The sequence below is a fragment of the Novosphingobium bradum genome, assembly GCF_042646485.1.
GTDB lineage: Bacteria > Pseudomonadota > Alphaproteobacteria > Sphingomonadales > Sphingomonadaceae > Novosphingobium > Novosphingobium bradum.
The window spans coordinates 22,808-48,785 of the sequence record NZ_JBHRTQ010000009.1 but is presented as its reverse complement, the minus strand read 5'-3'; the positions used below and the strand labels follow the sequence as shown (position 1 = coordinate 48,785).

Annotated in this window: 19 protein-coding genes; 7 read left to right on the top strand and 12 right to left on the bottom strand. The window is 68.4% G+C overall.

Annotated elements, in window-relative coordinates; all coding sequences use genetic code 11:
- Nucleotides 1-32: 32 nt before the first annotated feature.
- The 3 genes from ACFOD9_RS10525 to fsa all read right to left on the bottom strand — a co-directional run bounded on the left by ACFOD9_RS10525 (nt 33) and on the right by fsa (nt 3,335).
- The gene (locus tag ACFOD9_RS10525) at nt 33-707 is read right to left on the bottom strand and encodes a nitroreductase (RefSeq protein WP_379510073.1); all 675 of its coding nucleotides are present in this window, start codon (nt 705-707) and stop codon (nt 33-35) included.
- Between the two features lie 16 nt (nt 708-723).
- On the bottom strand, nt 724-2,538 hold the full coding sequence (gene cobT / locus ACFOD9_RS10520; RefSeq protein WP_379510072.1) for a cobaltochelatase subunit CobT: 1,815 nt from the start codon (nt 2,536-2,538) through the stop codon (nt 724-726).
- Between the two features lie 146 nt (nt 2,539-2,684).
- A complete protein-coding gene (gene fsa / locus ACFOD9_RS10515) occupies nt 2,685-3,335 on the bottom strand; it encodes a fructose-6-phosphate aldolase (protein ID WP_379510071.1) in 651 nt (216 codons plus the stop codon).
- A 148-nt stretch (nt 3,336-3,483) separates the two neighbouring features.
- On the opposite strand from fsa, the gene ACFOD9_RS10510 reads away from it, so the two are divergent.
- From ACFOD9_RS10510 to ACFOD9_RS10500, 3 genes are read left to right on the top strand one after another with little or no spacing between them, the layout of a single operon-like run.
- Entirely contained in the window at nt 3,484-5,661 is a 2,178-nt protein-coding gene (locus tag ACFOD9_RS10510) for a primosomal protein N' (RefSeq protein WP_379510070.1), read from the top strand.
- Between the two features lie 14 nt (nt 5,662-5,675).
- Nucleotides 5,676-6,503 carry an SGNH/GDSL hydrolase family protein gene (locus ACFOD9_RS10505; RefSeq protein WP_379510069.1) on the top strand — a complete coding sequence of 276 codons (828 nt, stop codon included), beginning with the start codon at nt 5,676-5,678 and terminating at the stop codon, nt 6,501-6,503.
- Nucleotides 6,500-7,180 carry a spermidine synthase gene (locus tag ACFOD9_RS10500; protein WP_379510068.1) on the top strand — a complete coding sequence of 227 codons (681 nt, stop codon included), beginning with the start codon at nt 6,500-6,502 and terminating at the stop codon, nt 7,178-7,180. Before ACFOD9_RS10505 ends, ACFOD9_RS10500 begins: the two co-directional genes overlap by 4 nt.
- Before the next feature lie 218 nt (nt 7,181-7,398).
- Here ACFOD9_RS10500 and ACFOD9_RS10495 read toward each other — a convergent pair whose 3' ends face one another.
- The 3 genes from ACFOD9_RS10495 to ACFOD9_RS10485 all read right to left on the bottom strand — a co-directional run bounded on the left by ACFOD9_RS10495 (nt 7,399) and on the right by ACFOD9_RS10485 (nt 11,573).
- Nucleotides 7,399-7,578, bottom strand: a complete 180-nt coding sequence (locus ACFOD9_RS10495) for a hypothetical protein (protein WP_379510067.1) — start codon at nt 7,576-7,578, stop codon at nt 7,399-7,401.
- Nucleotides 7,575-10,202: a type I DNA topoisomerase gene (gene topA / locus ACFOD9_RS10490; RefSeq protein ID WP_379510066.1), complete on the bottom strand. Its 2,628-nt coding sequence runs from the start codon at nt 10,200-10,202 to the stop codon at nt 7,575-7,577. The genes ACFOD9_RS10495 and topA overlap by 4 nt, the downstream gene beginning before the upstream one ends.
- Before the next feature lie 144 nt (nt 10,203-10,346).
- Nucleotides 10,347-11,573, bottom strand: coding sequence for a hypothetical protein (locus tag ACFOD9_RS10485; protein WP_379510065.1), 1,227 nt, complete (start codon nt 11,571-11,573; stop codon nt 10,347-10,349).
- Nucleotides 11,574-11,811: 238 nt separating this feature from the next.
- Between ACFOD9_RS10485 and ACFOD9_RS10480 the strand changes: the two genes are divergently transcribed.
- Complete coding sequence (locus tag ACFOD9_RS10480) at nt 11,812-13,437, top strand: hypothetical protein (RefSeq protein ID WP_379510064.1); 1,626 nt, start codon at nt 11,812-11,814, stop codon at nt 13,435-13,437.
- 74 nt (nt 13,438-13,511) lie between these two features.
- Here the strand turns inward: ACFOD9_RS10480 and dprA are convergent, their stop codons facing one another.
- Nucleotides 13,512-14,633 (bottom strand): DNA-processing protein DprA, encoded by a 1,122-nt coding sequence (gene dprA / locus ACFOD9_RS10475; protein WP_379510063.1) that lies wholly within the window; start codon nt 14,631-14,633, stop codon nt 13,512-13,514.
- Nucleotides 14,634-14,636: 3 nt separating this feature from the next.
- Nucleotides 14,637-15,230 carry a glycerol-3-phosphate 1-O-acyltransferase PlsY gene (plsY, locus tag ACFOD9_RS10470; RefSeq protein WP_379510062.1) on the bottom strand — a complete coding sequence of 198 codons (594 nt, stop codon included), beginning with the start codon at nt 15,228-15,230 and terminating at the stop codon, nt 14,637-14,639.
- A gap of 80 nt (nt 15,231-15,310) precedes the next feature.
- Between plsY and murI the strand changes: the two genes are divergently transcribed.
- The 3 genes from murI to hemA all read left to right on the top strand — a co-directional run bounded on the left by murI (nt 15,311) and on the right by hemA (nt 18,432).
- Entirely contained in the window at nt 15,311-16,159 is an 849-nt protein-coding gene (gene murI, locus ACFOD9_RS10465; protein WP_379510061.1) for a glutamate racemase, read from the top strand.
- A 10-nt stretch (nt 16,160-16,169) separates the two neighbouring features.
- Entirely contained in the window at nt 16,170-17,081 is a 912-nt protein-coding gene (locus ACFOD9_RS10460) for a hypothetical protein (RefSeq protein ID WP_379510060.1), read from the top strand.
- Nucleotides 17,082-17,217: 136 nt separating this feature from the next.
- Nucleotides 17,218-18,432 (top strand): 5-aminolevulinate synthase, encoded by a 1,215-nt coding sequence (gene hemA, locus ACFOD9_RS10455; RefSeq protein ID WP_379510059.1) that lies wholly within the window; start codon nt 17,218-17,220, stop codon nt 18,430-18,432.
- A gap of 472 nt (nt 18,433-18,904) precedes the next feature.
- Here hemA and ACFOD9_RS10450 read toward each other — a convergent pair whose 3' ends face one another.
- The 4 genes from ACFOD9_RS10450 to ACFOD9_RS10435 form a co-directional block, all read right to left on the bottom strand.
- The gene (locus ACFOD9_RS10450; RefSeq protein WP_379510058.1) at nt 18,905-20,950 is read right to left on the bottom strand and encodes an EAL domain-containing protein; all 2,046 of its coding nucleotides are present in this window, start codon (nt 20,948-20,950) and stop codon (nt 18,905-18,907) included.
- Nucleotides 20,951-21,282: 332 nt separating this feature from the next.
- On the bottom strand, nt 21,283-23,178 hold the full coding sequence (locus tag ACFOD9_RS10445; RefSeq protein ID WP_379510057.1) for an XrtA/PEP-CTERM system amidotransferase: 1,896 nt from the start codon (nt 23,176-23,178) through the stop codon (nt 21,283-21,285).
- Nucleotides 23,179-23,192: 14 nt separating this feature from the next.
- Nucleotides 23,193-24,749, bottom strand: a complete 1,557-nt coding sequence (xrtA, locus tag ACFOD9_RS10440) for an exosortase A (protein WP_379510056.1) — start codon at nt 24,747-24,749, stop codon at nt 23,193-23,195.
- Nucleotides 24,739-25,977, bottom strand: coding sequence for a TIGR03087 family PEP-CTERM/XrtA system glycosyltransferase (locus tag ACFOD9_RS10435; protein ID WP_379510055.1), 1,239 nt, complete (start codon nt 25,975-25,977; stop codon nt 24,739-24,741). Before ACFOD9_RS10435 ends, xrtA begins: the two co-directional genes overlap by 11 nt.
- Nucleotide 25,978: the final 1 nt, after the last annotated feature.

Sequence of the window (25,978 nt, the reverse complement as noted above, 5' to 3'; positions counted from 1 at the left end):
GGCGCTTTGCCGCCTCCGTCAACAGGGCCGGTTCAGGCGGGCACCGTCTCGAAGCCGGCGAAGGTCACCTGGTCGGCCAGGGCCACGCGGCTGCGCTCGAACTGGTTCACCGGCGCGTCCGCGTCGCGGTAGCCCAGGGCGAGGCCGCAGAACAGCAAGGCATCGTCGGACAGGCCGAGGTGCGCCTTGATGGTGCGGCCATACATTCCCATGTATTCCTGCGGGCAGGTGTCCAGCCCGGCCTCGCGCGCCAGCAGCATGATGGTCTGCAGCCACATCCCCACGTCCGACCACTGCGGCGGCCCCATCAGCTTGGGGAAATGCGCCAGCAGCAGGACCGGCGCGCCGAACGAGCGCGCGTTCTGGCGGGCGAAATCGGCCCGGCCATCGGCATCGCCGCGGCCCACGGCCATCGCGCCATACATCTGCCCGCCCAGTTCCTGGAGCCGCGCGAGGTGGCGGGGCGAGGCATTGGGCGCATCGAAGCGGTATTCGAGCGGATCGTCGGGCGCGGCGGCGAGCAGCTTGGCCTGAAGCGCGGCGAGCGCCTCGCCGGTCAGCACGGTGGCCTCCCACGGCTGGAAATTGCACCCCGATGGCGCCCAGCGGGCGCCCTCCAGGAGATCGCGGATAGTCTCGAACGGCACCGGCTGGCCGGTAAAGGCGCGCACGGAACGGCGGCTGCGAACGGCTTCGGTGACGTTCATGGCTTGGCGTTTCCCCTCACTCTTCCTCGAACAGGCCGGCGAGTTGCTCGATGATCGTGCCGCCCAGTTGCTCGGCATCCATGATGGTCACCGCGCGGCGATAGTAGCGGGTGACATCGTGGCCGATGCCGATGGCCACGAGCTGGACCGGCGATTGCTTCTCGATCCAGTCGATCACTTTCCTCAGGTGCTGCTCGAGATAGCCCGATGAGTTCACGCTGAGCGTGGAATCATCAACCGGGGCGCCATCGGAGATGACCATCAGGATGCGGCGGTCTTCCGGGCGGGCGAGCAGGCGCGAATGCGCCCAGAGCAGCGCCTCGCCGTCGATGTTTTCCTTGAGCAGCCCTTCGCGCATCATCAGGCCCAGGCTCTTGCGGGCGCGGCGCCACGGCTCGTCCGCCTGCTTGTAGACGATGTGGCGCAGGTCGTTGAGGCGGCCCGGCTGGGGCGGCTTGCCGGCCGAAAGCCAGGTATCGCGGCTCTGCCCGCCCTTCCAAGCGCGGGTGGTGAAGCCGAGGATCTCGGTCTTGACCCCGCAGCGCTCCAGCGTGCGCGCGAGAACGTCGGCGCTGATCGCCGCGATCGAGATCGGCCGGCCGCGCATCGAGCCGGAATTGTCGATCAGGAGCGTGACCACCGTATCCTTGAACTCGGTGTCGCGCTCGATCTTGTAGGACAGCGAATGGCCCGGCGTGATGACCACGCGGGCCAGCCGCGCGGCATCGAGCAGGCCTTCCTCCTGGTCGAAATCCCACGACCGGTTCTGCTGGGCCATCAGCCGGCGCTGGAGCCGGTTGGCCAGCCGCGTGACCACGCCCTGCAAGCCCTTGAGCTGGGCGTCGAGATAGGCGCGCAGGCGGCCCAGTTCCTCGTCGTCGCACAGCTCGGTGGCCGAGATCACCTCGTCGAACCTGTCGGTGAACACCTTGTAGTCGAAATCGGACGGCAGGTCGGTCCACGGACGGTTCGGGCGGACCGGGAGCATCCCCTCCTCGCCCTCGTCACCGTCGTCGGCGTCGTCGTCGCTGTTGTCGGTCTCGCTCTGGTTCTGCTCCTCGCCCTCGTCCTCGCCGGCGGCGGGCTTGGGGGCGGATTCGGCCGGCTGGTCATCCTCGCCGCTCTCGTTGCCGCGTTCCTCGTCGGGGGTTTCCTCCTCGCCGTCCTGGTCTTCCGGCTCGGTCGGCTCCGGCTGGTCCACCTCGGTCCGGGTCAGTTCGAGATGCTGGAGCATATCCAGCGCCCGGCTCTGGAAGGCCTGCTGATCCTCCAGCGAGTGGGCCAGCGCGTCGAAATCGCCGCCGGCCCGGCTGTCGATCCAGCCGCGCACCAGGTCCACCCCGGCGCGGGCCGAGGCTGGCACGGCCTGCCCGGTCAACCGCTCGCGCAGCAGCAGGCCGAGCGCGGAGGCCAGCGGCACCTCCTCGGCGCTGGCGGCGCGGGCGATCGGATCGGAAGCGGTCCGCAATTCGGTGGCGGCATCGAGATTGCCGCGCATTCCGGCGAAGTCGCGCGCGCCCAGCGCCTCGTAGCGCGCCGTTTCCACCGCGTCGAAACAGGCCCGTGCCACCGGCTCGGCCGGCGCGTGGCGGGCATGGAGCGCTTCGTTGTGGTGCCTGAGGCGCAGGGCGAAGCTATCGGCGAACCCGCGGGCGAGCGCGGCCTGCTCGGGCGGGAGCGAGCGGGCCGGCATCGGCACCCGCAGCGACTGGCCGGTGAGCGCCGGACTGTCGCCGGTCCACACCACGTCCACCTCGGCGTCGGCCGCGATGGCGCGGCTGGCGCCGGTCAGCGCGGAGCGGAAACGGTCGAGGGGGGATTCGTCAGCCATTATACTCAGTCAAACGTCCCTCGGGACATGGGGCTTCGACAAGCTCAGCCCGAGCGGACAAAAGTTCAAGTCCCCCAACACCGCCCACCCTGAGCCTGTCGAAGTCCGTTCACCCTGAGCCTGTCGAAGGGTGCTCGCGCAGCCCCTCAGATCGACTGGCCGGTCTTCGCCCAGTCGGCGAGGAAGCCCTCGATGCCCTTGTCGGTGAGCACGTGCTTGACCAGCCCCTTGATGACCGCCGGCGGCGCGGTCATCACGTCGGCGCCGATCTTCGCGGCTTCGAGCACGTGGATGCCGTGGCGCACCGAGGCCACCAGGATTTCCGTGGCGAAGGCATAGTTGTCGTAGATCAGCCGGATGTCGGAGATGAGCTGCATCCCGTCGAAGCCGTTGTCGTCGTGCCGGCCCACGAAGGGCGAGACGAAGGTTGCCCCGGCCTTGGCGGCCAGCAGCGCCTGGGCGGCCGAGAAGCACAGGGTGACGTTGACCATGGTGCCCTCGCCGGTCAGCGCCTTGCAGGTCTTGAGACCATCGATGGTGAGCGGCACCTTGATGCACACGTTGTCGGCGATCTTGCGGAGCACTTCGGCCTCGCGCATCATGCCGGCATGGTCAAGCGCGACCACTTCGGCGCTGACCGGGCCATCGACCAGGCCGCAGATCTCGCGGGTTACCTCGATAAAGTCGCGCCCCGACTTGGCGATGAGCGAGGGGTTGGTGGTCACGCCATCGAGCAGGCCGGTGGCGGCCAGGTCCTTGATGTCGGCGATTTCAGCGGTGTCGGCGAAGAACTTCACGGGAATGCTCCGGGCAATGATTCCCCTTGCCTATAGGGTCTGCACCGGGGTGGGGCCAGCCCCAAGGCTGAGGGGCCAAAGCGGGGGCCAAAGCGAAGGGCCAAGGCGGGGACTAGTGCAGCCCGCCCGCGCCCCATATAGCGCCCCCATGCGCCGCGTCCGCCTGCTTGTCCTCAACGCCGCCCTCGGCCCGCTGGATTACCGCGTCCCAGCAGGCATGGCCGTGGAGCCGGGCAGTCTGGTGATCGCGCCACTGGGGCCGCGCCAGGTGCTGGGGATCGTGTGGGAGGCCGAACGCCTGCCCGCCACCGAAGTGCCCGACGCGCGCCTGCGCCCGCTCCTGGAAGCGCTGCCGGTGCCGCCGCTGGCCGCCCCCTTGCGCCGCCTGATCGAATGGACCGCCGACTATTACTGCGCCTCGCTGGCCGGGGTGGCACGCATGGCGCTGGGCTCGCTCGCGGCGCTGCGCGGCGGGGCGACCACCACCGAATACCGGCTGACCGGCGAGGTTCCCGCCCGGCTCACCCCCCAGCGCGCGGTCGCGCTCGATGCGCTTCACGACGAGCAGGGCTCCTTGCGCGAACTGGCCGAGCGGGCGGGCGTGTCGGAGGCGGTGCTGCGCGGGCTGGTGGGCGCCGGCGCGCTGGAGCCGGTGACCGTGGATACCGACCGCCCCTTCCCCCCGGCCGATCCCGCCCATGCCCAGCCCGACCTTTCCGCCGACCAGCAGGAAGCCGCCGACCTGTTCGTGGAAGCGGTTCAGGCTGGCACCTTCCAGCCGTTCCTGCTCGATGGCGTGACCGGCTCGGGCAAGACCGAGTGCTATTTCGAAGGGATCGCCGCGGCCATCGCCACGGGCCGGCAGGTGCTGGTGCTGCTGCCCGAAATCGCGCTGACCCAGAACTTCCTGCGCCGCTTCGAGGCCCGCTTCGGCGTGCCCCCGGTGCTGTGGCACTCCAACCTCAAGGCCAGCGAGCGCCGGCGCGCCTGGCGGGCGATCGTGCGCGGGGGCGATCATGGCGGAGCGCAGGTCGTGGTCGGCGCGCGTTCGGCCCTGTTCCTGCCCTATGCGCGGCTGGGGCTGATCGTAGTCGATGAAGCCCACGAAGTCTCCTTCAAGCAGGACGACGGGGTGCGCTACAACGCGCGCGACGTGGCGGTGATCCGCGCCAGGTTCGAAGGCATTCCGGTGATCCTCGCCAGCGCCACACCGGCGCTGGAATCGATGCAACTGGCCGAAGCCGGGGTCTACCGGCGGATCGCGCTGGCCGCGCGGTTCGGCGGGGCACAGCTACCGGCGATCGAGGTGGTTGACCTGCGCGTGGCCCAGCCCGAACGCCAGCACTGGCTCTCGCCCCCGCTGGTGAAAGCGCTCAAGGACCGGCTGCTGCGCGGCGAGCAATCGCTCCTGTTCCTCAACCGGCGCGGCTATGCCCCGCTCACCTTGTGCCGCCATTGCGGCTACCGCTTCCAGTGCCCCAATTGCACCGCCTGGCTGGTCGAGCACCGGCTCTCGCGCCGGCTCGCCTGCCACCACTGCGGCCACGAGGTGCCCACGCCCGAGGCCTGCCCGGAATGCGCCACGCCCGATTGCATGGTCGCCTGCGGACCGGGGGTGGAGCGGATCGCCGATGAAGTGGCCGAACGCTTTCCCGAGGCCCGCCTCGCCGTGGTCACCTCCGATACGCTCAATTCGCCGGGCAAGATCGGTGAATTCGTGGAGACCGTGGAGGCCGGCATGGTCGATGTCATCGTCGGCACGCAGCTGGTCACCAAGGGCTATCACTTCCCCGAGCTCACCCTGGTGGGCGTGATCGATGCCGACCTTGGCCTCGAAGGTGGCGATCTGCGCGCGGGCGAACGCACCTACCAGCAGATCGCCCAGGTGGCGGGCCGCGCGGGGCGCGGGGAAAAGCCCGGCGAAGTGCTGATCCAGACCCGCCACCCCGAAGCCCCGGTCATCGCTGCCCTGGCCAGCGGCGACCGCGATGCCTTCTACCAGGCCGAGGCCGAAAGCCGCCGCGATGCCGGCGCGCCGCCGTTCGGCCGCTGGGCCGCGATCATCGTTTCGAGCGAGGACGAGGCCGAGGCCCGCGACGCCGCCCGGGCCATCGGCGGCTGCGCCCCCCGCCTGCCCGATCTGATGGTGCTTGGCCCCGCGCCCGCCCCCATGGCCCTGCTGCGCGGCCGGCACCGCTATCGCCTGCTGGTCAACGCGCGGCGTTCGGTGCAAGTGCAGGCGATCATCCGCGAATGGCTGGGCGGGCTCACCTTCCCGCCGGGCGTGCGGGTCGCGGTCGATGTCGACCCCTACAGCTTCGTGTGATCCGGGAGATGACCATGAGACTCGCAACAACGGCTCTGGCGACAGCCAGCGCCCTGGCCCTCACCGGTGGAGCCCTGGCCCGGCCCTTGCCCGAAGGCGCGCGCTACGTGGCGCTCGGCAGCTCCTATGCCGCCGGCCCCGGGGTGGGCGAGCCGGTCCCCGGTGAGCCGGCACGCTGCGGGCGCGGCTCGCTCAGCTATGCGCGGGTGCTTGCCGCCCGGCTGCGGCTCAAGCTGGTCGATGCCAGTTGCAGCGGGGCGACCACGGCCCACCTGCTCGGCCCGTGGAACGAACTTGCGCCCCAGATCGACGCCATCACGCCCGACACCCGGCTGGTGACGATCACCGTGGGTGGCAATGACGTGCGCTTCGTCAGCAACCTGTTCGCCAGCGTTTGCGCGGCGCGCGCCGATGCGCCGCCGCGCTGTCCGCCCCATGCCGCGCCCACTCCGGCGGAATGGACCGCGCTTGCCCGGGCTATGCAGCGGATCGGCCACGAAGCGCGGCGACGCGCCCCGCGGGCCGTGGTGGTATTCGTCGACTATCCCGTCGTGGTCCCGCCACAGGGCACCTGCGCGGCCCTGGGCATTGCCGAACCGCAAGCCGAGGCGGGCCGCGCGGCCGCTGCTCGCCTCGCGCGGGTTACCGCCGAGGCCGCGCGCCGCAGCGGGGCGCGGCTGCTTGCTGCCTCGGCCCTCACCCGTGGCCACGATGCCTGCGCGCCCCAGCCGTGGAGCGAAGGCGCGAGCCTGCGGCCGGGCGGAATTGCGATGCACCCGATGATCGCGGCCCATGCGGCGATTGCCGAAAGGCTCGAACAGATGCTGGAGACCAACCGATGATCGCGCGCGAACTGCTGGGCACCGCGCAGGTGCCGGGGGGCGAGGAACTGCGCCTGTTCCGCCATGATCGCGATTTCATGATCGTGCTGGGCGGCAACGAACTGATGAGCAGCCGGATGAGCGGCTCGGAGATCGCGCTCGCCGAACAGACCCTGGCCCGGCTCGCCCCGGCTCGCCAAAAGGCGCCCTGTATGCTGATCGGCGGCTACGGCATGGGCTTCACCCTGCGCGCGGCCCAGGCCGCCACCGGGCCGAACGCCGAACTGATCGTGTGCGAACTGGTCCCCGAGATCATCGCATGGGCGCGCGGGCCGATGGCGGACCTTGCCGCCGGCTGCCTCGATGACAAGCGCGTGCGCCTGATGATGGGCGATGTCGCCTTCGCCATCGACGGCGCGCGCGGCGAATACGACGCGATCCTGCTCGATGTCGACAATGGCCCCGATGGCCTGGTGCGGGCCGACAACAACGGCCTCTACAGCAAGTCGGGCCTGCGCGCGGCGATGAACGCCCTGCGCCCCGGCGGCATTCTCGCCGTCTGGTCGGCCTATGCCGATCCCGCCTTCACCCGCCGGCTGGAACGCGCCGGCTTCGAAGTGGAAGACATCACCGTGCGCGCACGCTCCAACGGCAAGGGGCCAAGGCACACGATCTGGTTTGCAAGGAAGGCGGGGTAGAGCGGGATGACATTGCGTTGAAGCGCAAAGCCCTTCCCCGTTGGGGAAGGGTTGGGATGGGGGTTCCACGCCAGCGCCGTACCCCCACCCCCAGCCCCTCCCCAATGGGGAGGGGAGACCGGCGCTTCAATCTCATGTCATCTAATTCCAGGCAGGCACTGCCGCATACGTAATATCCGCTCCCCCTTCGACAGGCTCAGGGTGAGCGGGGATGACCGCTACCGCAGCTTGGCAATATTGAACCCATATTGCCGCGCCGCGTCCTTGGTGCTCTCCTCCGTCCGGTTGAGCGCCTTGGCGATCTCCTTCAGGCCTTTGCCCTTTCCGGCAAGGACCTGGAGCTTCTGCAACTCGTCGGGCTTCCACGGCTGCTTGTGGCGGGCGAACTTGTCGCTCATTCCGCCGCCGCCTTCGCCTTGGCCGGCGCCTTCTTCGCGGCCGGCTTCTTCGCCGCAGCCTTCTTGGCCGGAGCCTTCTTCGCGGGCGTCTTCTTCGCCGCAGCCTTCTTGGCCGGAGCCTTCTTCGCGGGCGTCTTCTTCGCCGCAGCCTTCTTCCTGCCCTTGGCCGGCCCCTTGGCCGCGCGCTCGTCGATCAGGACCACGGCTTCGGCCTCGGTCAGGTCTTCGGGCTTCTTGTCGCGCGGGAGGGTGGCGTTGGTCGTGCCGTCGGTTACGTAAGGCCCGTAGCGCCCGGCCATCAGCTTGATGTCCCCGCCAGAGGTCGGATGCTTGCCGAAGACCTTGAGCGGTTCAGCCGCCTGCCGCCCGCCGCGCCCGCCGGCATTGGCCGCCGCTTCCGCCAGCTTGACCACGGCGGCGTTCATCCCCGTCTCGAACACCTCGGCGGTGGCCTTCAGGCGGGCATACTTGTTGTCATGGACCAGGTAAGGCCCATAGCGCCCGATCGAGGCGGTGATCGGCAGCTGGGTTTCGGGATGGAGGCCCACCTCGCGCGGGAGCGAGAGCAGCTTGAGCGCCCAGTCCAGGTCCAGCTCGGGGATGTCCTTGGGGATCGAGGCGCGCTTGGCCTCCTTGCCTTCGCCCAGCTGGATATAGGGGCCGAAGCGCCCGGTCCGGCGGGTAACTTCAAGCCCGCTCACCGGATCCTTGCCCAGACCTTCGTCGTCCCCGCCTTCGCTGCCGCCCGGCTGGGCGAACTTGCGGGTGAACTTGCATTCCGGATAGTTGGAACAGGCCACGAAAGCGCCATACTTGCCGCCGCGCAGCGCCAGTCGGCCCGCACCGCACTTGGGGCATTGGCGCGGATCGGTGCCATCGGCCTTGTCGGGGAACAGGTAGTCCGAAAGGAACTCGTCGAGCGCCTCGGTCACTTCCGAAGGCTTGCGCTCCATCACCTCGTCGGACTTGGGCTTGAAGTCCTTCCAGAACTTGGCGAGCAGGGTCTTCCACTGTTCGCGCCCGCCCGAAACGTCGTCGAGCTCCTCCTCCATGCCGGCGGTGAAATCATAGGCGACATAGCGCTCGAAGAAGCGTTCGAGAAAGGCGGTCAGCAGGCGCCCGCTTTCCTCCGCAAAGAAGCGGTTCTTCTCGGTGCGAACATAGCTGCGGTCCTTCAGCACCTGGAGCGTGGCGGCATAGGTGGAAGGCCGGCCGATCCCCAGCTCCTCCAGCCGCTTGACGAGGCTGGCCTCGGAATAGCGCGGCGGCGGCTGGGTGAAGTGCTGGGTAGCGTCCACGCCCTTCCTGGCCGGGCAATCGCCCGCGCTCATCGCCGGCAGGAGGCCGCTCTCGTCCTCGTCGCCCTCGGCCTTCTGGTCGAGCGATTCCTCGTAGACCGCAAGGAAGCCGGGGAACTTCACCACCTGGCCGGTGGCGCGCAGCTCATGGTTCCCGGTGCCTTCGCGCAAGGTGACCGTGGTGCGCTCGATATTGGCCGAAGCCATCTGGCTGGCCATGGCCCGCTTGTAGATCAGGTCATAAAGCCGCGCCTCGTCACCCGCCCCATAACGGTCCTTGCCGAAATCGGTCGGCCGGATCGCCTCGTGGGCTTCCTGCGCGTTCTTGGCCTTGGTTTCATAGTGCCGGGGCTTTTCGGGCAGGAAGTGGCCGGAAAAACGATCGGAAATGGCGGCGCGGGCAGCCGAGATGGCCGAAGGGTCCATCTGCACGCCGTCGGTCCGCATATAGGTGATGGCCCCGGCCTCATACAGGGTCTGGGCCACGCGCATGGTGTGGCTGGCGGAGAAGCCCAGCTTGCGGGCCGCTTCCTGCTGGAGGGTGGAAGTGGTGAACGGCGGCCAGGGATTGCGCCGGGTGGGCTTGGTTTCCACCTCCTCCACCCGGAAGGTGGCGCTTTCCACCAGCGCCTTGGCGCGCAGGGCGATGCCTTCCTCGCCCAGGCTCAGCCGATCGAGCTTCTGCCCGTCGAACCGCACCAGCCGCGCCTTGAACTCGGTCCCACCCTGCTCCATCCGGGCGACGACCGACCAGTATTCCTGCGGCTTGAAGGCCTCGATCTCGCGGTCGCGCTGGACGATCAGCCTGAGCGCCACCGATTGCACGCGGCCTGCGCTCTTGGCGCCGGGCAGCTTGCGCCACAGCACCGGCGAAAGCGTGAAGCCGAACAGGTAATCCAGCGCGCGGCGGGCCAGGTAGGCGTCGATCAGATCCTGGTCCAGTTCGCGTGGCGCCTTCATCGCGGCCAGGATCGTGTCCTTGGTGATCGCGTTGAAGGTGACCCGCTCCACCTCCTTGGGCAGCGCCTTGCGCTTGGCCAAGAGCTCGCGCACGTGCCACGAAATCGCCTCACCCTCGCGGTCAGGGTCGGTCGCCAGGATCAGGCGGTCGGCCTGCTTGGCCAGGTCCGTGATGTCGCGCACGCGGCTCTGCTTGTCGCCATAGAGCTCCCAGTCCATCGCGAAGTCCTCGTCGGGCCGCACCGACCCGTCCTTGGCCGGCAGGTCGCGCACGTGGCCGTAGGAGGCGAGGACCTTGTAGTCCTTGCCGAGATACTTCTCGATGGTCTTGGCCTTGGCCGGGGATTCAACGATGACAAGTTGCATGGCGGGCTGAGGCGTCCTTACGTGTGTACGTGCGCGATGGTGGGTGCCGCCGCCCGGTGCCGTCAAGCCCCGGCCGCAACCTGCGCCGTCCCGAAGCCCCTCCCCGTGGGGGAGGGGTTGGCGTGGGGGCTCAGGTTCCGCCGATCAGAACCCCAGCCCGCCGCCCAGCATCCCGCCCAGCCCGCGCCGGGGCCGCTCCTGCGGCTGGCCGCGCGGATCGTCGCCGCCCTGCCCCATGCCGCCCATGCCGCCCATCCCAGGCATATCCATCCAGCTCGTGGACGACTTGTGCCGCACCCGCGCGGTCCACTGCACATTCCACGCCGCCTTGGGATTGGCCGGGCGCGGCGGATAGGCAAAGCTTTCCTCCGGCCCGAAGGCGGTCAACCGGCCCATGCGGAACTGCCCGGCATCGCGGATCACCTCGGCCGGAATGGCACACGAGGTCTTCTCCGGCCCCAGCACCGTGCGATCGCGCACCAGCCCCGCCACCTGCCCCGGCGAGAGCCAGTCCTCCAGCCCCCCGCCAAACTGCCGCGTGGCGGAGCTTGACCACATGACCATGTCCCCCATCTCCCCGCGCTGGTTCATCGACCCGCCGAACAGCCCCGCCAGATAGCCCGTGGCATCGGGGATCGCATCCCAGGCGAGCAACCGCGAACCCGAAGGCAACGACCGCAGCCGTGTAGCCAGCGGCGCCATGAAGTCCTTGGCGAGGGTAAAGGAAATCTCCGGCGAATAGTTCCCCGCCACCCGGTGCGCCCCGATCAGCGAGGAACCCGGCTTCACGAACTTGCCATCCTCCGCCGGCCAGCGCCCGAAGGTACGGCTGTTGGCAATGGTCGGCCCCCAGTCACGCAGCACGGTGGACGACCACAGCCCCGGCGGCACCTGCCCCGCCGCCAGCCTGGCAAAATCGATAACCACCGGCTGCCCCGCCCCGGCGTGCTCGCCGCAGCCCCAATAAACCAGCAACCGCCCCTTGGGCCGCTGCCCCTCGGGAAACCCCTCAGGCGGAACCCGCTCCTCGCGCGGGGTCGCCAGCGGCACGGAGCGGCCGAGCAGCGCCCCATCGGGCATGAAATGATCCGCCTTGGGGCTGCCCGTGGCCGCCTGCGAAGACCCCAACCGCAGGTAAAGCTCGCGCTGGACGTTGTTGGACCGCCGCCCCCCGCCAAACATCATCGCCGCCCCCATCCCCCCGCGCCCGCCGGCCCCTGCGCCGGAGATAGTGCCCGCGCGCATATCGTAGCGGGCGACGGGGCCGGAACTTGGCTTCTGCTGCGCCGCGCCCGGCATAGCCGCCAACAGCGCGACGCTGCTGGCGAGAACGGCAAGGGTCGAAAGGTGCAGGCTGGACTTCGTTGTCATGGCAGGTCCCCGTGAAACGAAACTGGGGCGAGTGGATAGGACCAGGCTGCACCTGTCAACGACTTCGATCAATTCAGGAGCGCAGCGGTGCCCCGGGGACACGGTATTCCGCGTCCTGGCCGTGGATTGAGGAGGTATTTAGGGGTTTGCGCACCTGTCACCGTAATTCCAGGTTTTGGAAATTTCTGCACTGATGTGTAGTTCAAGACTGTCACGGTAAACCCAAGGCGAATGCATCTTGAACTACAGGACCGAAGAATTTCGTAAGAGCGTGGTCTATTCGATTGCGCTTGAGAAGACTTGGCTCAAGCCCGCCGAAAAAATCTATGCGCTGAAGAATTCCGGAACATGGGAAGCAGCACGCAGTCGGGACCAGGTTGACCTCATGATGGCAGCGGGCTGCTATGAAGAGGCAATTCCTCTTTATGCCGCATTTGCCCATTGGCGGAAGGTTGGCGATGCGCTCTTCGCGTTGGGCCGCCTTGATGAAGCCAAAGCCGAATATGAGAAAGGCCCGAATGAGGCGGGTGGAGCCTATAAGGCATTTCGCAGTGGACCAGATCGCGATCGCCTCATCGCGTTGGCTGCCGCCCAGGGCGATTGGGGCGAGGCCTTGAAGCAAGTCAGGGAAGGCTCTCCTGAACCTTTATTCGGAAAAGACGTGGTTTTCGGAGGATCGAGCAGAGCCAAAGCCCCTCTCATGAAGCTTTTTGTGCATGCTGCCGCCAAAACGGGCGTCCAATCCGCCAGTGCGGAAATGCAGAAGTTCTTTGGCCTCGCACCAGACGAGGCGGAGCTGCTTCTCGAGCATGCCCGTTCAGATGCCTATGCGAAAGACGTTGCGAAGCTGGCCAAGCCTCCATTGACGCGCGTTCAGGAGCGGTCGTTGCAAAGGGCTCTGGAGGAAGGGAAAACGGATCGGGCCCACGATGCCGATGTGTTCCTCTCAAATCTGGATGCCGGGCTTGCTTTGGCAATTTCGGACTTGAGCCGTTGGAAGTGGTCGCGCTCGCCTGATGCGCTTGACCGTATCGTGTTCTGGCTGACGCAGTCAGGATCATATGAGATTTTCAAGAGCTGCCTATTTGCGTTGCAGTGCGAACATCCGACCTACGGCAAAGCAGAGGAATGGGAGGTCGGTTTTTACACAGCGCATCCGTGGCTGACGCGTGGCGGGATGCGCGAGCTTCTAAAGGCATTAGTGGCGTCCGATTCGTCACCAAGCCCGCAGGTTCTCTTGTGTTGTGCCTTTCAGCATTCACATTCTCCGTTCGATTTCAGTAATATCGATGTCGAGTATACCGATCCACTCACGCCAATCCGCGCCCAGCCTGCCTGGGCGGAAGCGGTGATCGGCAAATGGCAGCATGGCGCGGAATTCTGGCAGCAGTGGTCAGAGTTCAGAGATGCAGGCCGCTCTGCCGGATACGGCGACTTGCGGCAAACCGCTCCGTTCAAGACGATGGCACTATCGATGTCGGCTGCACTACAGGGCGCCTGGAAACAGGATTTCGAGCAAATTCGGTGGAAGACTGAGCACGGCGCATTCCTCGCGCTCAAAGCGTTGTTGCCTGATGTCGAGATTGTTCAGCACGCCAGCCCCATCTGGCTCGCGCCACAGCACCTGGACATCTACCTGCCGAATCAAAAGTTGGCGATCGAGTATCAAGGGGAACAGCATTACCGACCGATCGAGATTTTCGGCGGTTCTGAGGCCTTCGAAGCGACCGTTCGGAGAGATGAAACCAAGCGGAGACTGTGCACTCTGGCCGGTGTGCAACTCGAGCATATCCACTTCGAAGAAGATCTGGATGCTCGATTGCAGCAGATCGTTGAGGCTGTTGCCAAAAAGAGCGTACAATAGATTCGTTCTTGAGGTTTACGGTGGATTACGGTGGATTACGGTGGCAGCGCACTCAATCCCCATAATTTCACCCCTCACCCCGCCAAACTCACCCGCCCGCCGGCATGGCGCAGCAACCTTCCGCCCAGTTCCAGCTCCAGCAGGGCCAGTTGCACCGCCGCCGCGCTTTCCCCCGATTGCCGGATCAGCTCGTCCACGCTGACCGGCGCGGTGGTGAGCAGGCCGGCCACGTCTGCCGGCTCGGCCGCTTCCGCCGCTTCGCCGCCCGCAAACACCGGCCCCTCCTCGCGGAAAGTCGAACGCGGCTGGCCGGTGAAGCCCTCCAGCAATTCGATCACATCCTCAGGCCGCTGGCACAGCACCGCGCCATCCCGGATCAACTGGTTGCACCCGTGCGAACGCGAATCCAGCGGCGATCCGGGAATCGCCATCACCTCGCGCCCCATCTCCCCCGCCAGCCGCGCGGTGATGAGCGATCCCGATTTCCACGCCGCCTCCACAACCAGCGTCCCCGCCGCGATCCCGGCGATGATCCGGTTGCGCGCGGGGAAGTGGCGGGCGAGCGGTTCGGTGCCCGCCGGTTGTTCGGCCAGCAGCAGGCCTTCGCTCGCCACCTGGTCCTGCAAGGCGGCGTGTTCGGGGGGATAGGCAATGTCGATCCCGCTGGCGATCACGCCGATGGTCCCGCCGCCGCCAGCACCCCGAGCCAGTGCGCCCTGGTGGGCGGCGCCATCGATCCCGCGCGCCAGGCCGGAAACCACGACATAGCCCGCCTCGGCCAGCGCCCCGCCAAAATCGCGCGCCAGCCGCACGGCGGCGGCCGAGGCATTGCGCGCGCCCACGATGGCCACGGCCGGGCGGCTGGCCAGCTCCGCGTGACCGCGCGCGATCAGGATCGGCGGCGCGCCGTCGGCTTCGCGCAGGAGCGCGGGATAATCGGCCGTGTCGGAAAACAGGTAGCGGGCGCCGGCCCGGCGCACGGCGGCGATCTCATCGGCCACGCGCGCCTCGCTGGCCGGGCGATAGGCCGCGCCGCCGCGTCCGATAAGGTCGGGCAAGGCCTCCAGCGCCGCCCCCGCGCTGCCGAACCGGGCAACCAGCTGGCGATAGCTGACCGGCCCCACATTGGGCGAACGCAGCAGGCGGATGCGGGCAAAGGCCTCCCCCTGGTCCAGCGCGGCGGCTTGCCCGGCCACGGCCTATTTCCGGCCGCCGATCCTGGGCTCGGTCCCTTCGCGCAGCCGGCCGATGTTGGCGCGGTGCAGCCACAGCACCAGCGCGCACAGGCAGGCCAGCACGGCGGCTTGCAACTGCGTTCCCCAGACCAGCGCGGCAAACGGGGCCACCACGGCGGCCGACATTCCGCCGAGCGAGGAAATCCGCGTGATCGCCAGCGTGCCCAGCCAGACCGCCGCATAGGCCGCGCCGATCGGCCAGCCCAGCGCCAGCGCCACGCCCATCAGCGTGGCCACGCCCTTGCCGCCCTTGAAGCGCAACCACGCCGGGAAGCAGTGCCCCAGCACCGCCGCCGCCCCGCCGAAGGCGCCCGCGCCATCGCCGCCGATCCACCGGGCCAGGGCCACGGCCGCGAAGCCCTTGGCCAGATCGAGCAGCAGGGTGGCCGCGGCCAGCCCCTTGCGCCCGGTCCGCAGCACGTTGGTGGCGCCGATGTTGCCCGAGCCGATCGCGCGCAGATCGCCCGCCCCGGTCAACCGGGTGAGGACCAGCCCGAAGGGGATCGATCCCAGCAGGTATCCCGCCACGATGGCCAATAGTGTCGAGCCGGCATCCATCAACGATCCCCCGCAAACCTGTGCGTGCTTTAGCCGCGCTCCTTGCAATCGGGCAGATAAAAAATAGGGATACCCCCGGTATGGGCCAAATCGCGCAGCAACAGGGCGGGGAAACCGGCACCGCCATCGATCCGGCGGCGCCGCTGCTGCTGTTCGATTCGGGCGTGGGCGGGCTTTCCGTGCTCGACGAGGTGCGCCGCCTCCTGCCGCAAGCCCCGGTGATCTATGCCGCCGATACCGCCGGCCTGCCCTATGGCTCCAAGAGCGAGGCCGAAATCGCCGCGCGGGTTTCGGGCCTGCTCGGGCGGATGACCGAACGGCTCCACCCCCGCCTTGTCTGCATCGCCTGCAACACCGCCAGCACCATCGCGCTGGCCGCCGTGCGCGATGTGCTGGAAGTGCCGATCGTTGGCACGGTGCCCGCGATCAAGCCCGCCGCCGCGCTCACGCAGACCGGCGTGATCGGCCTGCTCGGCACCGCGCAGACCATCCGCCAGGCCTATGTCGACCGGCTGGAGGCGGAGTTTGCTTCGGGCAAAACCCTGCTGCGCCATGCCGCGCCCGAACTGGTCGGCGCGGCGGAAGCCACGCTGCGCGGCGAGCCGGTCGACCCGGCGGTTTTCGCCCGCGCGGCGGCGGGGCTGCTTGGCCAGCCGGGCGGCGCGGCGATCGATACCGTGGTTCTTGCCTGCACCCATTTCCCGCTGGTTTCCGCGCAACTGGCCCAGGCTTTCGGCCCTGGGGTCCGCTTCGTCGACGGCGCGGCCGGGATCGCCCGGCGCATCGCCTTCCTCACCCACGGCCAGGCCTTCGCGCGCCGCGAACCCGATCTCGCGCTGTTCACCGCCCGGCCCGGCGGGCCGGAGCCGTGGCGCGCGCTGGAGCCGAGCCTGGCGGCGCGCGGCCTCAAGCGGATCACCGTGTTCTGATGCAGGCCGCATGACGCATCGGCTCAACCTGCTCCTGCTGGTGCTCGCGGCGGTGCTGGGCCTGCCCTGGTACTGGCTGCTGCTCGACAACCCGCCGCGCGATCAGCCGCCCCAGCCGATCCACCTGGCCGACCTGCGCCGGCTGGCCGATACCCCCCCCGGCCCCCGCCCCGACGCGATCGAGGCGACCGTGGTCGGCTGGGACCGCACGCCGGGCACCCTGCTGGCCGCCGGCGCCGGGGTGAAGCGGCGTCTCTACAGCGTGATCAGCTTCCGGCTCGCCGTGCCCGGGCGCGGCCCGATCGTGATCGATACGGGCACCACCGCCCCGCTGGCCACCGCGCTCCAGGTGGAGGGGTTCAACGCAAGCGCGCAGCAACTGGTCGATGCCGATCTGGCCGAGGCCAGCCTGGTTCTCGCCACCAGCGAAAGCCCCGACGCGCTTGGCGGACTGGCCGATTTCGCCCGGCGGGCAAATGCCGCACCAGCCCTGGCCCATGTCCGCCTCGATGCCGCCCAGGATCGCGCCGCCATGCGCGCCGCCGGGCGCCGGTTCGCGGTCGGCGCCCCCATCGCCGGCGCCGCGCCGCAGGCCGTGGCCCCCGGCGTGGTGGTCATTCCGGCCCGGTCGCCAACTCCGGGCAGCCAGATGGTCTACGTCCGCCTGGCCAGTGGCCGCGAATATGTGTTCGCCGGGGCGGTCGCGCCCTATGCCATCAACGCCGCCGAACTGCGGACCCGCTCGCGCCTGCTCGACCTCGTCGAAGGCCGGCAGGACCGCGCCGGGGCCATGCGCTGGCTGGTCACCCTGCGCCAGTGGCGGCGCGAGGCGCCCGGCCTGTTCGTCGTGCCCGGCAACGACATCATGGCGCTGGGCGAGCGGACCGCGCCCAGCGGGATCGGCAACCGCGAGCCGCGCTAGCCGCGCCAGCCGCAACGCGCAGAAACGCGCTGGAAATCCGCGCTGCATTCCTATATTGGCCGCATCCGACGCCGTTCTGGATCATGACCGGCGCGGCTTTGATTGCGCCCTGGCGCCGGCCCGAGGACTTGGCTGAGTGAACTACGAGCACATTTTCGACCAGGCCATCGAGCGGCTGCATTCGGAAGGCCGCTATCGGGTGTTCATCGACATCCTGCGAAACCGGGGCGCCTATCCCAACGCGCGCTGCTTTGCCGGGCACAATGGCCCCAAGCCGATCACTGTGTGGTGCTCGAACGACTATCTCGCCATGGGCCAGCACCCCAAGGTCATCGCCGCCATGGAAGAAGCGCTGCACAATGTCGGCGCGGGCTCGGGCGGCACGCGCAACATCGGCGGCAACACGCATTATCATATCGAACTCGAACAGGAGCTGGCCGACCTGCATGGCAAGGACGGCGCCCTGCTGTTCACCTCGGGCTATGTCTCGAACGATGCCACGCTCTCCACGCTCGCCAAGGTCCTGCCGGGCTGCGTGATCTTTTCCGATGAACTCAACCACGCCTCGATGATCGCGGGCATCCGCAATTCGGGCGCGGAAAAGAAGGTATGGCGCCACAACGACATGGCCCACCTCGAACAGCTCCTGGCGGAAACCGATCCGGACCTGCCCAAGCTGATCGCCTTCGAGAGCGTCTATTCGATGGACGGCGACACCGCCCCGATCCACGCGATCTGCGACCTCGCCGACAAGTACAACGCCCTCACCTACATCGACGAGGTCCACGCGGTCGGGATGTACGGCAAGCGCGGCGGCGGCATTTCCGAGCGTGACGAGGCCGCGCACCGCATCACCGTGATCGAGGGCACGCTGGGCAAGGCCTTCGGCGTGATGGGCGGCTATATCGCGGCCGACAGCAAGATCATCGACGTGATCCGCTCCTATGCGCCGGGCTTCATCTTCACCACCAGCCTGTCGCCGGTGCTGGTGGCCGGCGTGCTCGCCTCGGTGCGCCACCTCAAGGAAAGCTCGGCCGAGCGCGAGGGCCAGCAGGCCGCCGCAGCCTTCCTCAAGTCCAGCTTTGCACAAGCCGGGCTGCCGGTCATGCCATCGGTCACCCACATCGTTCCGCTGATGGTGGGCGATCCGGTCAAGGCCAAGCGGATCAGCGACATCCTGCTCGCCGAATATGGCGTCTACGTCCAGCCGATCAATTTCCCGACCGTCCCGCGCGGCAGCGAACGCCTGCGCTTCACCCCCGGCCCCAGCCACAGCGAAGCGATGATGCGCGATCTCACCGCCGCGCTGGTCGAGATCTGGGACCGGCTGGAACTGCGCCTCGCCGCCTGATCGGCGGGGATTCCCTCAAGCCCCAGACTCCCCAGAAGTCCTCGCCATCTCGGCCCTGCGCCCGTGTGGCGCGGGCCGCCAGGCCGTGGGCACCCGCGCGCCGGCATGAGCACCGCACCTGACGCCCGACACTGCGGCGCGATCACCCGCCCCGGCGCGCGCTTGCGCCCCAGTGCGGCCCCAGCGCCGACAGCCCAGACCCAACAGAAAACGCCCCGGCAAGCCGGGGCGTTCATGTGAGGAAAGCGGGTTAACCATTTCCCCTGTTTTTCCGCCATCTGCCGATTCTCGCGAATCGGAGCAACGGTTTGTGAGGTTAATCCCCTGAATCCTCACCCAGCAAAACGGGCAAGGAAATCAGTTTATTAGGTACCCCAGAACATAAGGAAGGAAAGAATCCAGTCCATAAATTGAGCCTCCAAGCAATGCCGGAGACTCGGGATTATCACTAAGGAGGATGGTTAACAAGTCATTAAGCGGTTCCCCGCAGTCCGCCCCCCTTGGCCGTATAGCGCGACCGCAGTTGGGCGAAGGTCTCGGGACGGCCAATATAATAGCCCTGCCCAGCATCGCAGCCGAGCTTGCGCAGGAGATCGAAAGTGGGGAGATCCTCGATCCCCTCGGCCACCACGGTCTGCCCCAGGGCATGGGCCAGCTTGACCGTGGAGCGCACGATGTGCCGCTCGCGCTCATGGTGAACAATGCGTGAGACGAACTGGCGGTCGATCTTCAATTCGTCGCTCGGCAGTTCGGCAAGATAGAGCAGCGAAGCCTCGCCGGTGCCGAAATCGTCGATCGACAGGCGGAAGCCCATGGCCTGCAATTCGCGCAGGTTGCGGATCGCGGCGGGCCGGTCATGGAGGCTGGCGGTTTCGGTCACCTCCACGGTCAGCAGGCGGCAATCGATCCCGCGCCGGCGGACGATCTCGGCCATGGAACTGACCAGCCCGGGCTTGTCGACCAGCTGGGCGGACAGGTTGATGCTGGTCTGGAAGCGCCGGCCGATGGCGTTGAATTCCTCGGCAGCGCCGATCGCCTGCTCCAGCACCCAGTAGGTCAGGGCATCGATGCGCCCGGCGCGTTCGGCCTGGAGGATGAATTCATCCGGGCGGATCGGGCCGCGCACCGGATCGTTCCAGCGGATCAGAGCCTCGGCCCCGCTGATCCGGTTTTCGCGGTAATCCCACTGTGGCTGGTAGGCGAGCCAGATGTCGCCATTGCGCATCCCCTCGTCGATGCGGGCAAGCAGCGACAGTTCCCAGGCGGCATTGGCCAGCCGGTCGGCCTGGAACAGTTCGACCGGGCGCCCGTCGCGCAGGGCTTCCGAGGCGCTGGCCAGCGCGGTGTTGACGCGCGACTGGCCATCGAGCTTGTAATTGCGATCCAGCCCGAAGTGGACATTGGTATCGAACATATGCCCCCCCACCAGCAAGGGCGCAGCGAACAGGGCGCGCATCCCCTCAAGGTGCTCAAGCTGCTGGTCGGTCGGGCGGGCAGCTTCTGACCAGGCGAAGAAGCCGGCCTCGCCATGATAGATCGTGCGCGCGCCGCAACCCACGGCAAAGCGGCGGGCGATCTGGCGGGCGCATTCGCCGTGCAGTTCGCCCGGGATGCTGGCGAGGAATTCCTCGTAGCGGGCGATGACGCCAACCACGATATCGTGCTCGACCAGCGCCTTTTCCTGCACCAGCGCGACGAAATTGGGCAGGCCCGACTGGCTGGTTTCGCGCACCTTGCGCCGCCATTTGGCCCACAGCCGCATGGCGGTATAGACAAAAGCCGCGACGAAGGCGTCCCGCGTACGAGTGAAGGCGCCGAATGTCTGGGCCACGGCGGGAGCCGCGACAAGAAATACTGAAACACCAAGATAGGCCAGGAAGCGCCACCGCCCGCTGGCGATCCTGCGGACCGCGACAATCAGGCCAAGAAACAGAAGCAGCAAGGGGAAGCCGCTGATCGTCGGTGAAATCGACCGCTGGATATCCGTCGCGGCAGCAATATCGACATAGACCGGATCGTAGCGCCCTCGTTTGCCAAAGTAGCCGAACAACTGGTCTGGTGCATTGCGTACCCGACTGACGATCACGGTCTTGCCTGAAAAGTCCGGCTTCCGGGCAGACGGCCCCAGCAGATCGCCGGGCGTCACAATGTGGACCTTTCGCAGATTGATCCGGAAATCGGGTACGAACTGGCTGTCCGGCGAGCCGCTGACCCCGGCCATGTCCGCGCTGAGGGCAGGCAACACCCGCCCATCGGCCCTGAAGGCATAGGGCGAAGACTGTGCATAGAGCCAGAGGTTGCTGCGCCAGGCCGAAGCGACCGTGCGAATCTGCGAATTTTTCAGCCACTGCGGGATCTGAACCGTCGCGCCAACGCCGATGTACGGCGAATAGCCCCCGCGCACCACCACGGCCGCCTTGCCGTTCAAGGCGCGCAGTTCGGCTTGCAGGCTCTCGCTCGCCGGCTCGTCCCCGCGCGGATCGAAATAGATTGCGCGGGGATTCCGGGCGGCAATCATCCTCAGCAGCCGGACAGAATCCTTATCCGTCCACGTTTTGCCACTCGTTCGATCATCGCCGGTGATCGGAACCAGAACCACCGCCTGGCTAACGGGACGTTGACCAAACAGGAAGCGCACATTCCAGTAAACCTGGTCGATGATATCGCCAAGCGCCATCGCCCCCAGAAACCAGGCCAGGATAGCGATGATCGCCCAAGGTTGCTTCAGATACGCCCGCATGGTTCGCCTGTCCGGCACTTTGCCGTGACCACTGGATAGCCCTAATGGTTTAAAAAGGGCTTACCTTCGGTCCCGTTCCGGGATTCCCCCCCGCGCTAGACGTCAGGGGTTCAGCCGATCCCCAGGCCCGCCAGCGAGCGTTCGAGCATCAGCAATTGCCACAGGACCCGCGAATGGTCGCTGCGGCCGGCGATGTGGGCCTGCGCCAGGGCTGCCAGCCGCGCCGGATCGAACCAGCCGGTGCGGCCGAGCACCGAGCTTGAGGCGATCCCCCGCGCGGCCGGTGCCAGCGGCCCGCGAAACCAGTCGGCAATCGGAAGCACGAAGCCCTGCTTGGGGCGAAACAGCACATCGTCGGGCAGGTAGCGGCGCATGGCCTGCTTCATCAGCCACTTGCCCTGCCCCCCGCGCACCCGCAACCGCTCGGGCAGGCGGGCCGCGAATTCGACGAGGCGATGGTCGAGCAGCGGCTCGCGCGCTTCCAGGCTCACCGCCATGCTGGTGCGATCGACCTTGGTGAGGATATCGCCGGGCAGCCAGAAGGTCAGGTCGGCATATTGGGCGCGATCCAGCGCCGAACGCGCCGGGGCGCGGGCCATGGTGTCCAGCAAGGGCTGCTCGGCCCGGTAGTCGCCCCGCAGGCGGCGGAATTCCGCGCTGTAGAGGCCATCGCGCTGAGCGGGCGTGGTGATCGCCAGGGCGCGGGCATAGGCCGCATCGGCGCCTTCCGACAGGGCCAGCAGCGTGGTCTTGGCCCGCAGCGGCCGGGGCGCCCAGTCGGCCTTGGGATAGAGCGCGCCCAGCGTGCCGAACAGCGGCGCGCGCAAGGCCTGCGGCACCAGCCGGCGCAGGCGATCCTCGTGGGCGTGGAAGCGCTGGCGCCGATAGCCGGCCAGCGCCTCGTCCGCCCCGTCGCCCGACAGCGCGACCGTCACCGTCTCGCGGGCGAGCTGACACACCCGCCAGGTCGGCAGGGCCGAGGCATCGGCGAACGGCTCGTCGAACATGGCGGCAAGCTGGTCGATCGCGCCGAAATCGTCGGGCGAGACCACGCGGGCGTGGTGATCGGTGCCATAGCGCTCGGCCACCGCCCGGGCATGGCCGGTCTCGTCAAGCGCGGCCACGTCGAAGCCGATCGTGCAGGTGCTGACCGGCGCATTGCTGGCCTCGGCCATCAGGGCGACCACGCTGGAACTGTCCACCCCGCCCGAAAGGAAGGCGCCCAGCGGCACCTCGGCCTCCATGCGCGAACGCACCGCTTCGCGCAGGTGGTGGACCAGCTCGGCCTCGAGGTCCGCCGCGCTTTCCCGCCGCCGCTCGGCGAACGAAGGCTCCCACCAGCGCACCGGCGCCGGCAGCCCGCCCCCGTGGCGCAGCAGCAGGTAATGCCCGGCAGCCAGCTTGCGGACACCCTTCAGGATCGACCGATGATCGGGCACGTAGCCCCAGGCCAGATAGTCCTCCACCGCCAGCGGATCGATCTCGCGGCGCAGCAGGGGATGAGCCAGCAGCCCCTTCAATTCCGAGGCGAAGGCCAGGCTGCCATCGCTCAAGGGCGCATAGTGGAGCGGCTTCACCCCCAGCCGGTCGCGGGCGAGCAGCAGGCTGCGCTGGCCAAGATCATAAAGCGCGAAGGCGAACATCCCGTGGAGGCGGGAAAGGCAATCCACCCCCCAGTGCTGCCAGGCGGCAAGGATCACCTCGGTATCGCCCTGGGTGTGGAAGCGCGCGCCAAGCGCGCCCAGTTCGCTCCGCAGTTCGCGGTAATTGTAGATTTCGCCGTTGAACACGATCGCCGCGCGCCCGTCGGCCGAATGCATCGGCTGGGGCGATCCGGCCAGATCGATGATCGAGAGCCGGCGATGGCCCAGCCCCACGCCCGGCGCGGTCCACACCCCCGCCCCGTCCGGCCCGCGATGAACCATCGCATCGCACATCCGCTCGATCCGCGCAGGGTCGACCGGCTTGGGCGTGGTCAGGTGATAAAGGCCGACAATACCGCACATGGATGGCCTGGCCCCTACCGCGCTCGCGCGATCCGGTCCATCCACGCGTCCAGCGGCCCGGCCGATCGGCGGAACGCTTCAAGGGCGGCGGGCTGGGCGGATTCGGGCGAGGCATCGGTGGACAGGATCAGCAGCATGGTTGGCGCCGCGCGCAGGGCCAGCCGGTCGGCGATGTTGGCAAGCTTGAGCCGGGCATTGCTGCCGGTCAGCAGATCGCCGGTGCGGTAATGGGTTTGCGCCAGGCGCGGGATCGCTCCCTTGCCCAGAAGGCGGTCGGCCTTGCCATCCGGCAGCGCCGGGCCGCTGGCGCGCCAGTCCCATCCGCTTTCGGGCACCAGCGCGCCCTGGCCGAAGCCGCCGGCCTCGCGCCCTTCCGACTGGCCCGACCAGAGCGCGAAGAACACATCAACCGTGCGCCCCTGGCCATCGGCATAGCGGCCGAGCAGGCGGTGGCTGGCCCCGCTCGCGCGCGGCTCCCACCACAGTTGCGGGGCATAGTCCACCCGGTGCCAGCCGGGCACCTGCGGCAGGGCGATCCGGGCGGGCAGCGGCGCTTCGAGCCGGTCGGCCGCCGCCGACCAGGCCTGGCCGCCAAGGACGAGAAACGCCAGCGCGGCCAGCAGGACCAGGCGGCGGACCTGAAGCGCGGCCAGCCGCGCCAGCAACGGCGAAGCCTCGATCGCGGCGACATCGACCAGCATGGCATCGGCCGGCCGATCAAAGAAGCGCCAGCTTGCCGCCAGCACCGCGGCGATCACCACGGCAAAGAAGATCCAGCCATAGACGATGTGATCGAACCCGCCAGCCCAGGCCAGGCCCATGGTCTGCGCGGCCTGGATCGTCCCCCAGGCGCGCACGCCATTGGCAAGGACCGGCACGACCACGGCCAGCACCATGAAGCCCGCGCGCCGCCACGGGCTGGCAAAGCACAGGTGGCAGACCAGCACGCCCAGCGCCACCATGGCGATCAGGAACTTGATCCCAGAACAGGCCTCGGCCACCTCGAACAGGCCGGCCGGGGTATCGATGAACACCCCGTCGATCGCGGCGGGAATGCCCGAAAGGTGGACCAGAGCGATGGTCAGCTGCGCGGTAATGGTCTGCAAGGGCGCGATCAGTTCGTCGCCGAAGGGGACGAGGAAGGCCATGTAGCCCAGCGGAAAGGCCAGCGCCCAGCCGATCCGCGGGCCAAGCAGCGCCAGCACCAGGGCGCCCAGCATGGCCACGCAGGCCGTCTGCCGGGCCAGGTCGAACCCCGCGAAAGTGCCCAGCACCCACAGGAACACGGCCCCTGCGAACAGCACGAGGCCCGGCCACCACGGCGTCGGCACCAGCCGCGCCAGGTCGGCCCGGCGCTGCCAGACCAGCCAGCCCAGGATCGGGGGGACAAGGACAATGTGATTGTAGGTGGAGGAATTCCACCACTGCCCGGCCATGTCGGCCCAGTCCTCGGCGAAGGCCGGCAGCAGGATCAGCGCGGCGCCGGCCAGCGCGGCCAGCGGCGCGCGCCAGGCCGGCGGCAGGTTCGCCAGAAGCGCGCGCGGCGCGGGCAAGGCGGCATCAAGCGGCATCGCGCACCCGTTCGGCCTTGCCCAGCCCGAGCAGCGCCGGCAGATCGGCGAGCATGGCCGGCCAGGCGTGGGCGGCGATGACCCGGGCGCGGGCGCCCTGCCCCATGGCCCGCGCCATATCCGGATCGCGCGCAAGGGCGATCACCGCCTCGGCCATGTCCGCATCGCTGGTGCCAATGGCAATGGTCTCGCCCGGCGTCACGGCAATGCCCGTGGCCGCCTCCGGGCTGGCCACCACCGGCAGGCCCATGGCCATGGCCTCGAGCACCTTGTTCTGCACCCCGCGCGCGATCTCCAGCGGCACCAGCGCGGCCTCGGCCCCCTTCAGCCACGGCCGCACATCGTCCACCCGGCCCCAGACCCGGCAGCCGTTGAGGCCATCAAGCGCCAGCACCTCGGCGGTCGGCTTGCGGCCAACCACGTGGAAGCTGGCCTGCGGACAGGCCGCGCGCACCAGCGGCATGATCCGCGTGGCGGCGCGCACGACGGCGGCCACGTTGGGCGGATAGTCCATCTGCCCGGTGAAGATCAGGCGCGGCCCCGGCAGCAGGGCCAGGCGCGGCTCGGCCACGGCCCCGGCCGGATCGTAGGACGCGGCATCGATCCCGTTGCCCAATGCGCGCACCGTGCAGCAGCCTTGCAGGGCCGGCGCCAGACGGCTGCGAAACAGGTCCGCCTCCGGTTCGCTCACCAGCAGGCTGGCGGTCGCGCGCGCGGCCAGGCAGCCCTCCTCGGCGCGCAGCAGGCGCTCCTCGCGGGCATGGACCCAGGCCATCGGCCCGCGCGCCGCCTTGGCATAGGCGCCGAACTTGGCCGAATCGACGTCGACGAAATCGATCACCAGCGGCCCGCCCCAACTGGCCGGAACATGGTGCCCCATCTGCCCCGAAAACACGAAAACCGCGCCGATCGGCCGCTCGCGCAGCACCTGTTCGACATAGCCCCGCAAGCGCCGGTCAGCGAAAGCGGCCAGGCTCACCGGACGGCCGGTGGCCAGCGCTTCCAGCCCGGCGAGGGCCAGCGGCTTGGCGCGCGGCACCAGGCAGTGCGATGCGGCCAGCGCGGCCAGCTCGCCCTCGTGCGCCGCATCCCCGACATCGTCGGCAAAGCAGGCGACATGGACCGGCGCCAGCGCGGCCAGGGCGCGCAGCAGGTGGTGCGAGCGGATCTTGTCGCCCCGATCGGGCGGGAACGGCAGGCGGTGCGCGATGAACAGGATTTCGCCCATG

Excerpts from the sequence above, each read along its gene's own strand:
- ACFOD9_RS10525 (WP_379510073.1), bottom strand. The coding sequence starts at position 707 with ATGAACGTCACCGAAGCCGTTCGCAGCCGCCGTTCCGTGCGCGCCTTT.
- cobT (WP_379510072.1), bottom strand. The coding sequence starts at position 2,538 with ATGGCTGACGAATCCCCCCTCGACCGTTTCCGCTCCGCGCTGACCGGC.
- ACFOD9_RS10510 (WP_379510070.1), top strand. The coding sequence starts at position 3,484 with ATGCGCCGCGTCCGCCTGCTTGTCCTCAACGCCGCCCTCGGCCCGCTG.
- ACFOD9_RS10505 (WP_379510069.1), top strand. The coding sequence starts at position 5,676 with ATGAGACTCGCAACAACGGCTCTGGCGACAGCCAGCGCCCTGGCCCTC.
- ACFOD9_RS10500 (WP_379510068.1), top strand. The coding sequence starts at position 6,500 with ATGATCGCGCGCGAACTGCTGGGCACCGCGCAGGTGCCGGGGGGCGAG.
- ACFOD9_RS10495 (WP_379510067.1), bottom strand. The coding sequence starts at position 7,578 with ATGAGCGACAAGTTCGCCCGCCACAAGCAGCCGTGGAAGCCCGACGAG.
- topA (WP_379510066.1), bottom strand. The coding sequence starts at position 10,202 with ATGCAACTTGTCATCGTTGAATCCCCGGCCAAGGCCAAGACCATCGAG.
- ACFOD9_RS10485 (WP_379510065.1), bottom strand. The coding sequence starts at position 11,573 with ATGACAACGAAGTCCAGCCTGCACCTTTCGACCCTTGCCGTTCTCGCC.
- plsY (WP_379510062.1), bottom strand. The coding sequence starts at position 15,230 with ATGGATGCCGGCTCGACACTATTGGCCATCGTGGCGGGATACCTGCTG.
- murI (WP_379510061.1), top strand. The coding sequence starts at position 15,311 with ATGGGCCAAATCGCGCAGCAACAGGGCGGGGAAACCGGCACCGCCATC.
- ACFOD9_RS10460 (WP_379510060.1), top strand. The coding sequence starts at position 16,170 with ATGACGCATCGGCTCAACCTGCTCCTGCTGGTGCTCGCGGCGGTGCTG.
- ACFOD9_RS10450 (WP_379510058.1), bottom strand. The coding sequence starts at position 20,950 with ATGATTGCCGCCCGGAATCCCCGCGCAATCTATTTCGATCCGCGCGGG.
- ACFOD9_RS10445 (WP_379510057.1), bottom strand. The coding sequence starts at position 23,178 with ATGTGCGGTATTGTCGGCCTTTATCACCTGACCACGCCCAAGCCGGTC.
- xrtA (WP_379510056.1), bottom strand. The coding sequence starts at position 24,749 with ATGCCGCTTGATGCCGCCTTGCCCGCGCCGCGCGCGCTTCTGGCGAAC.
- ACFOD9_RS10435 (WP_379510055.1), bottom strand. The coding sequence starts at position 25,977 with ATGGGCGAAATCCTGTTCATCGCGCACCGCCTGCCGTTCCCGCCCGAT.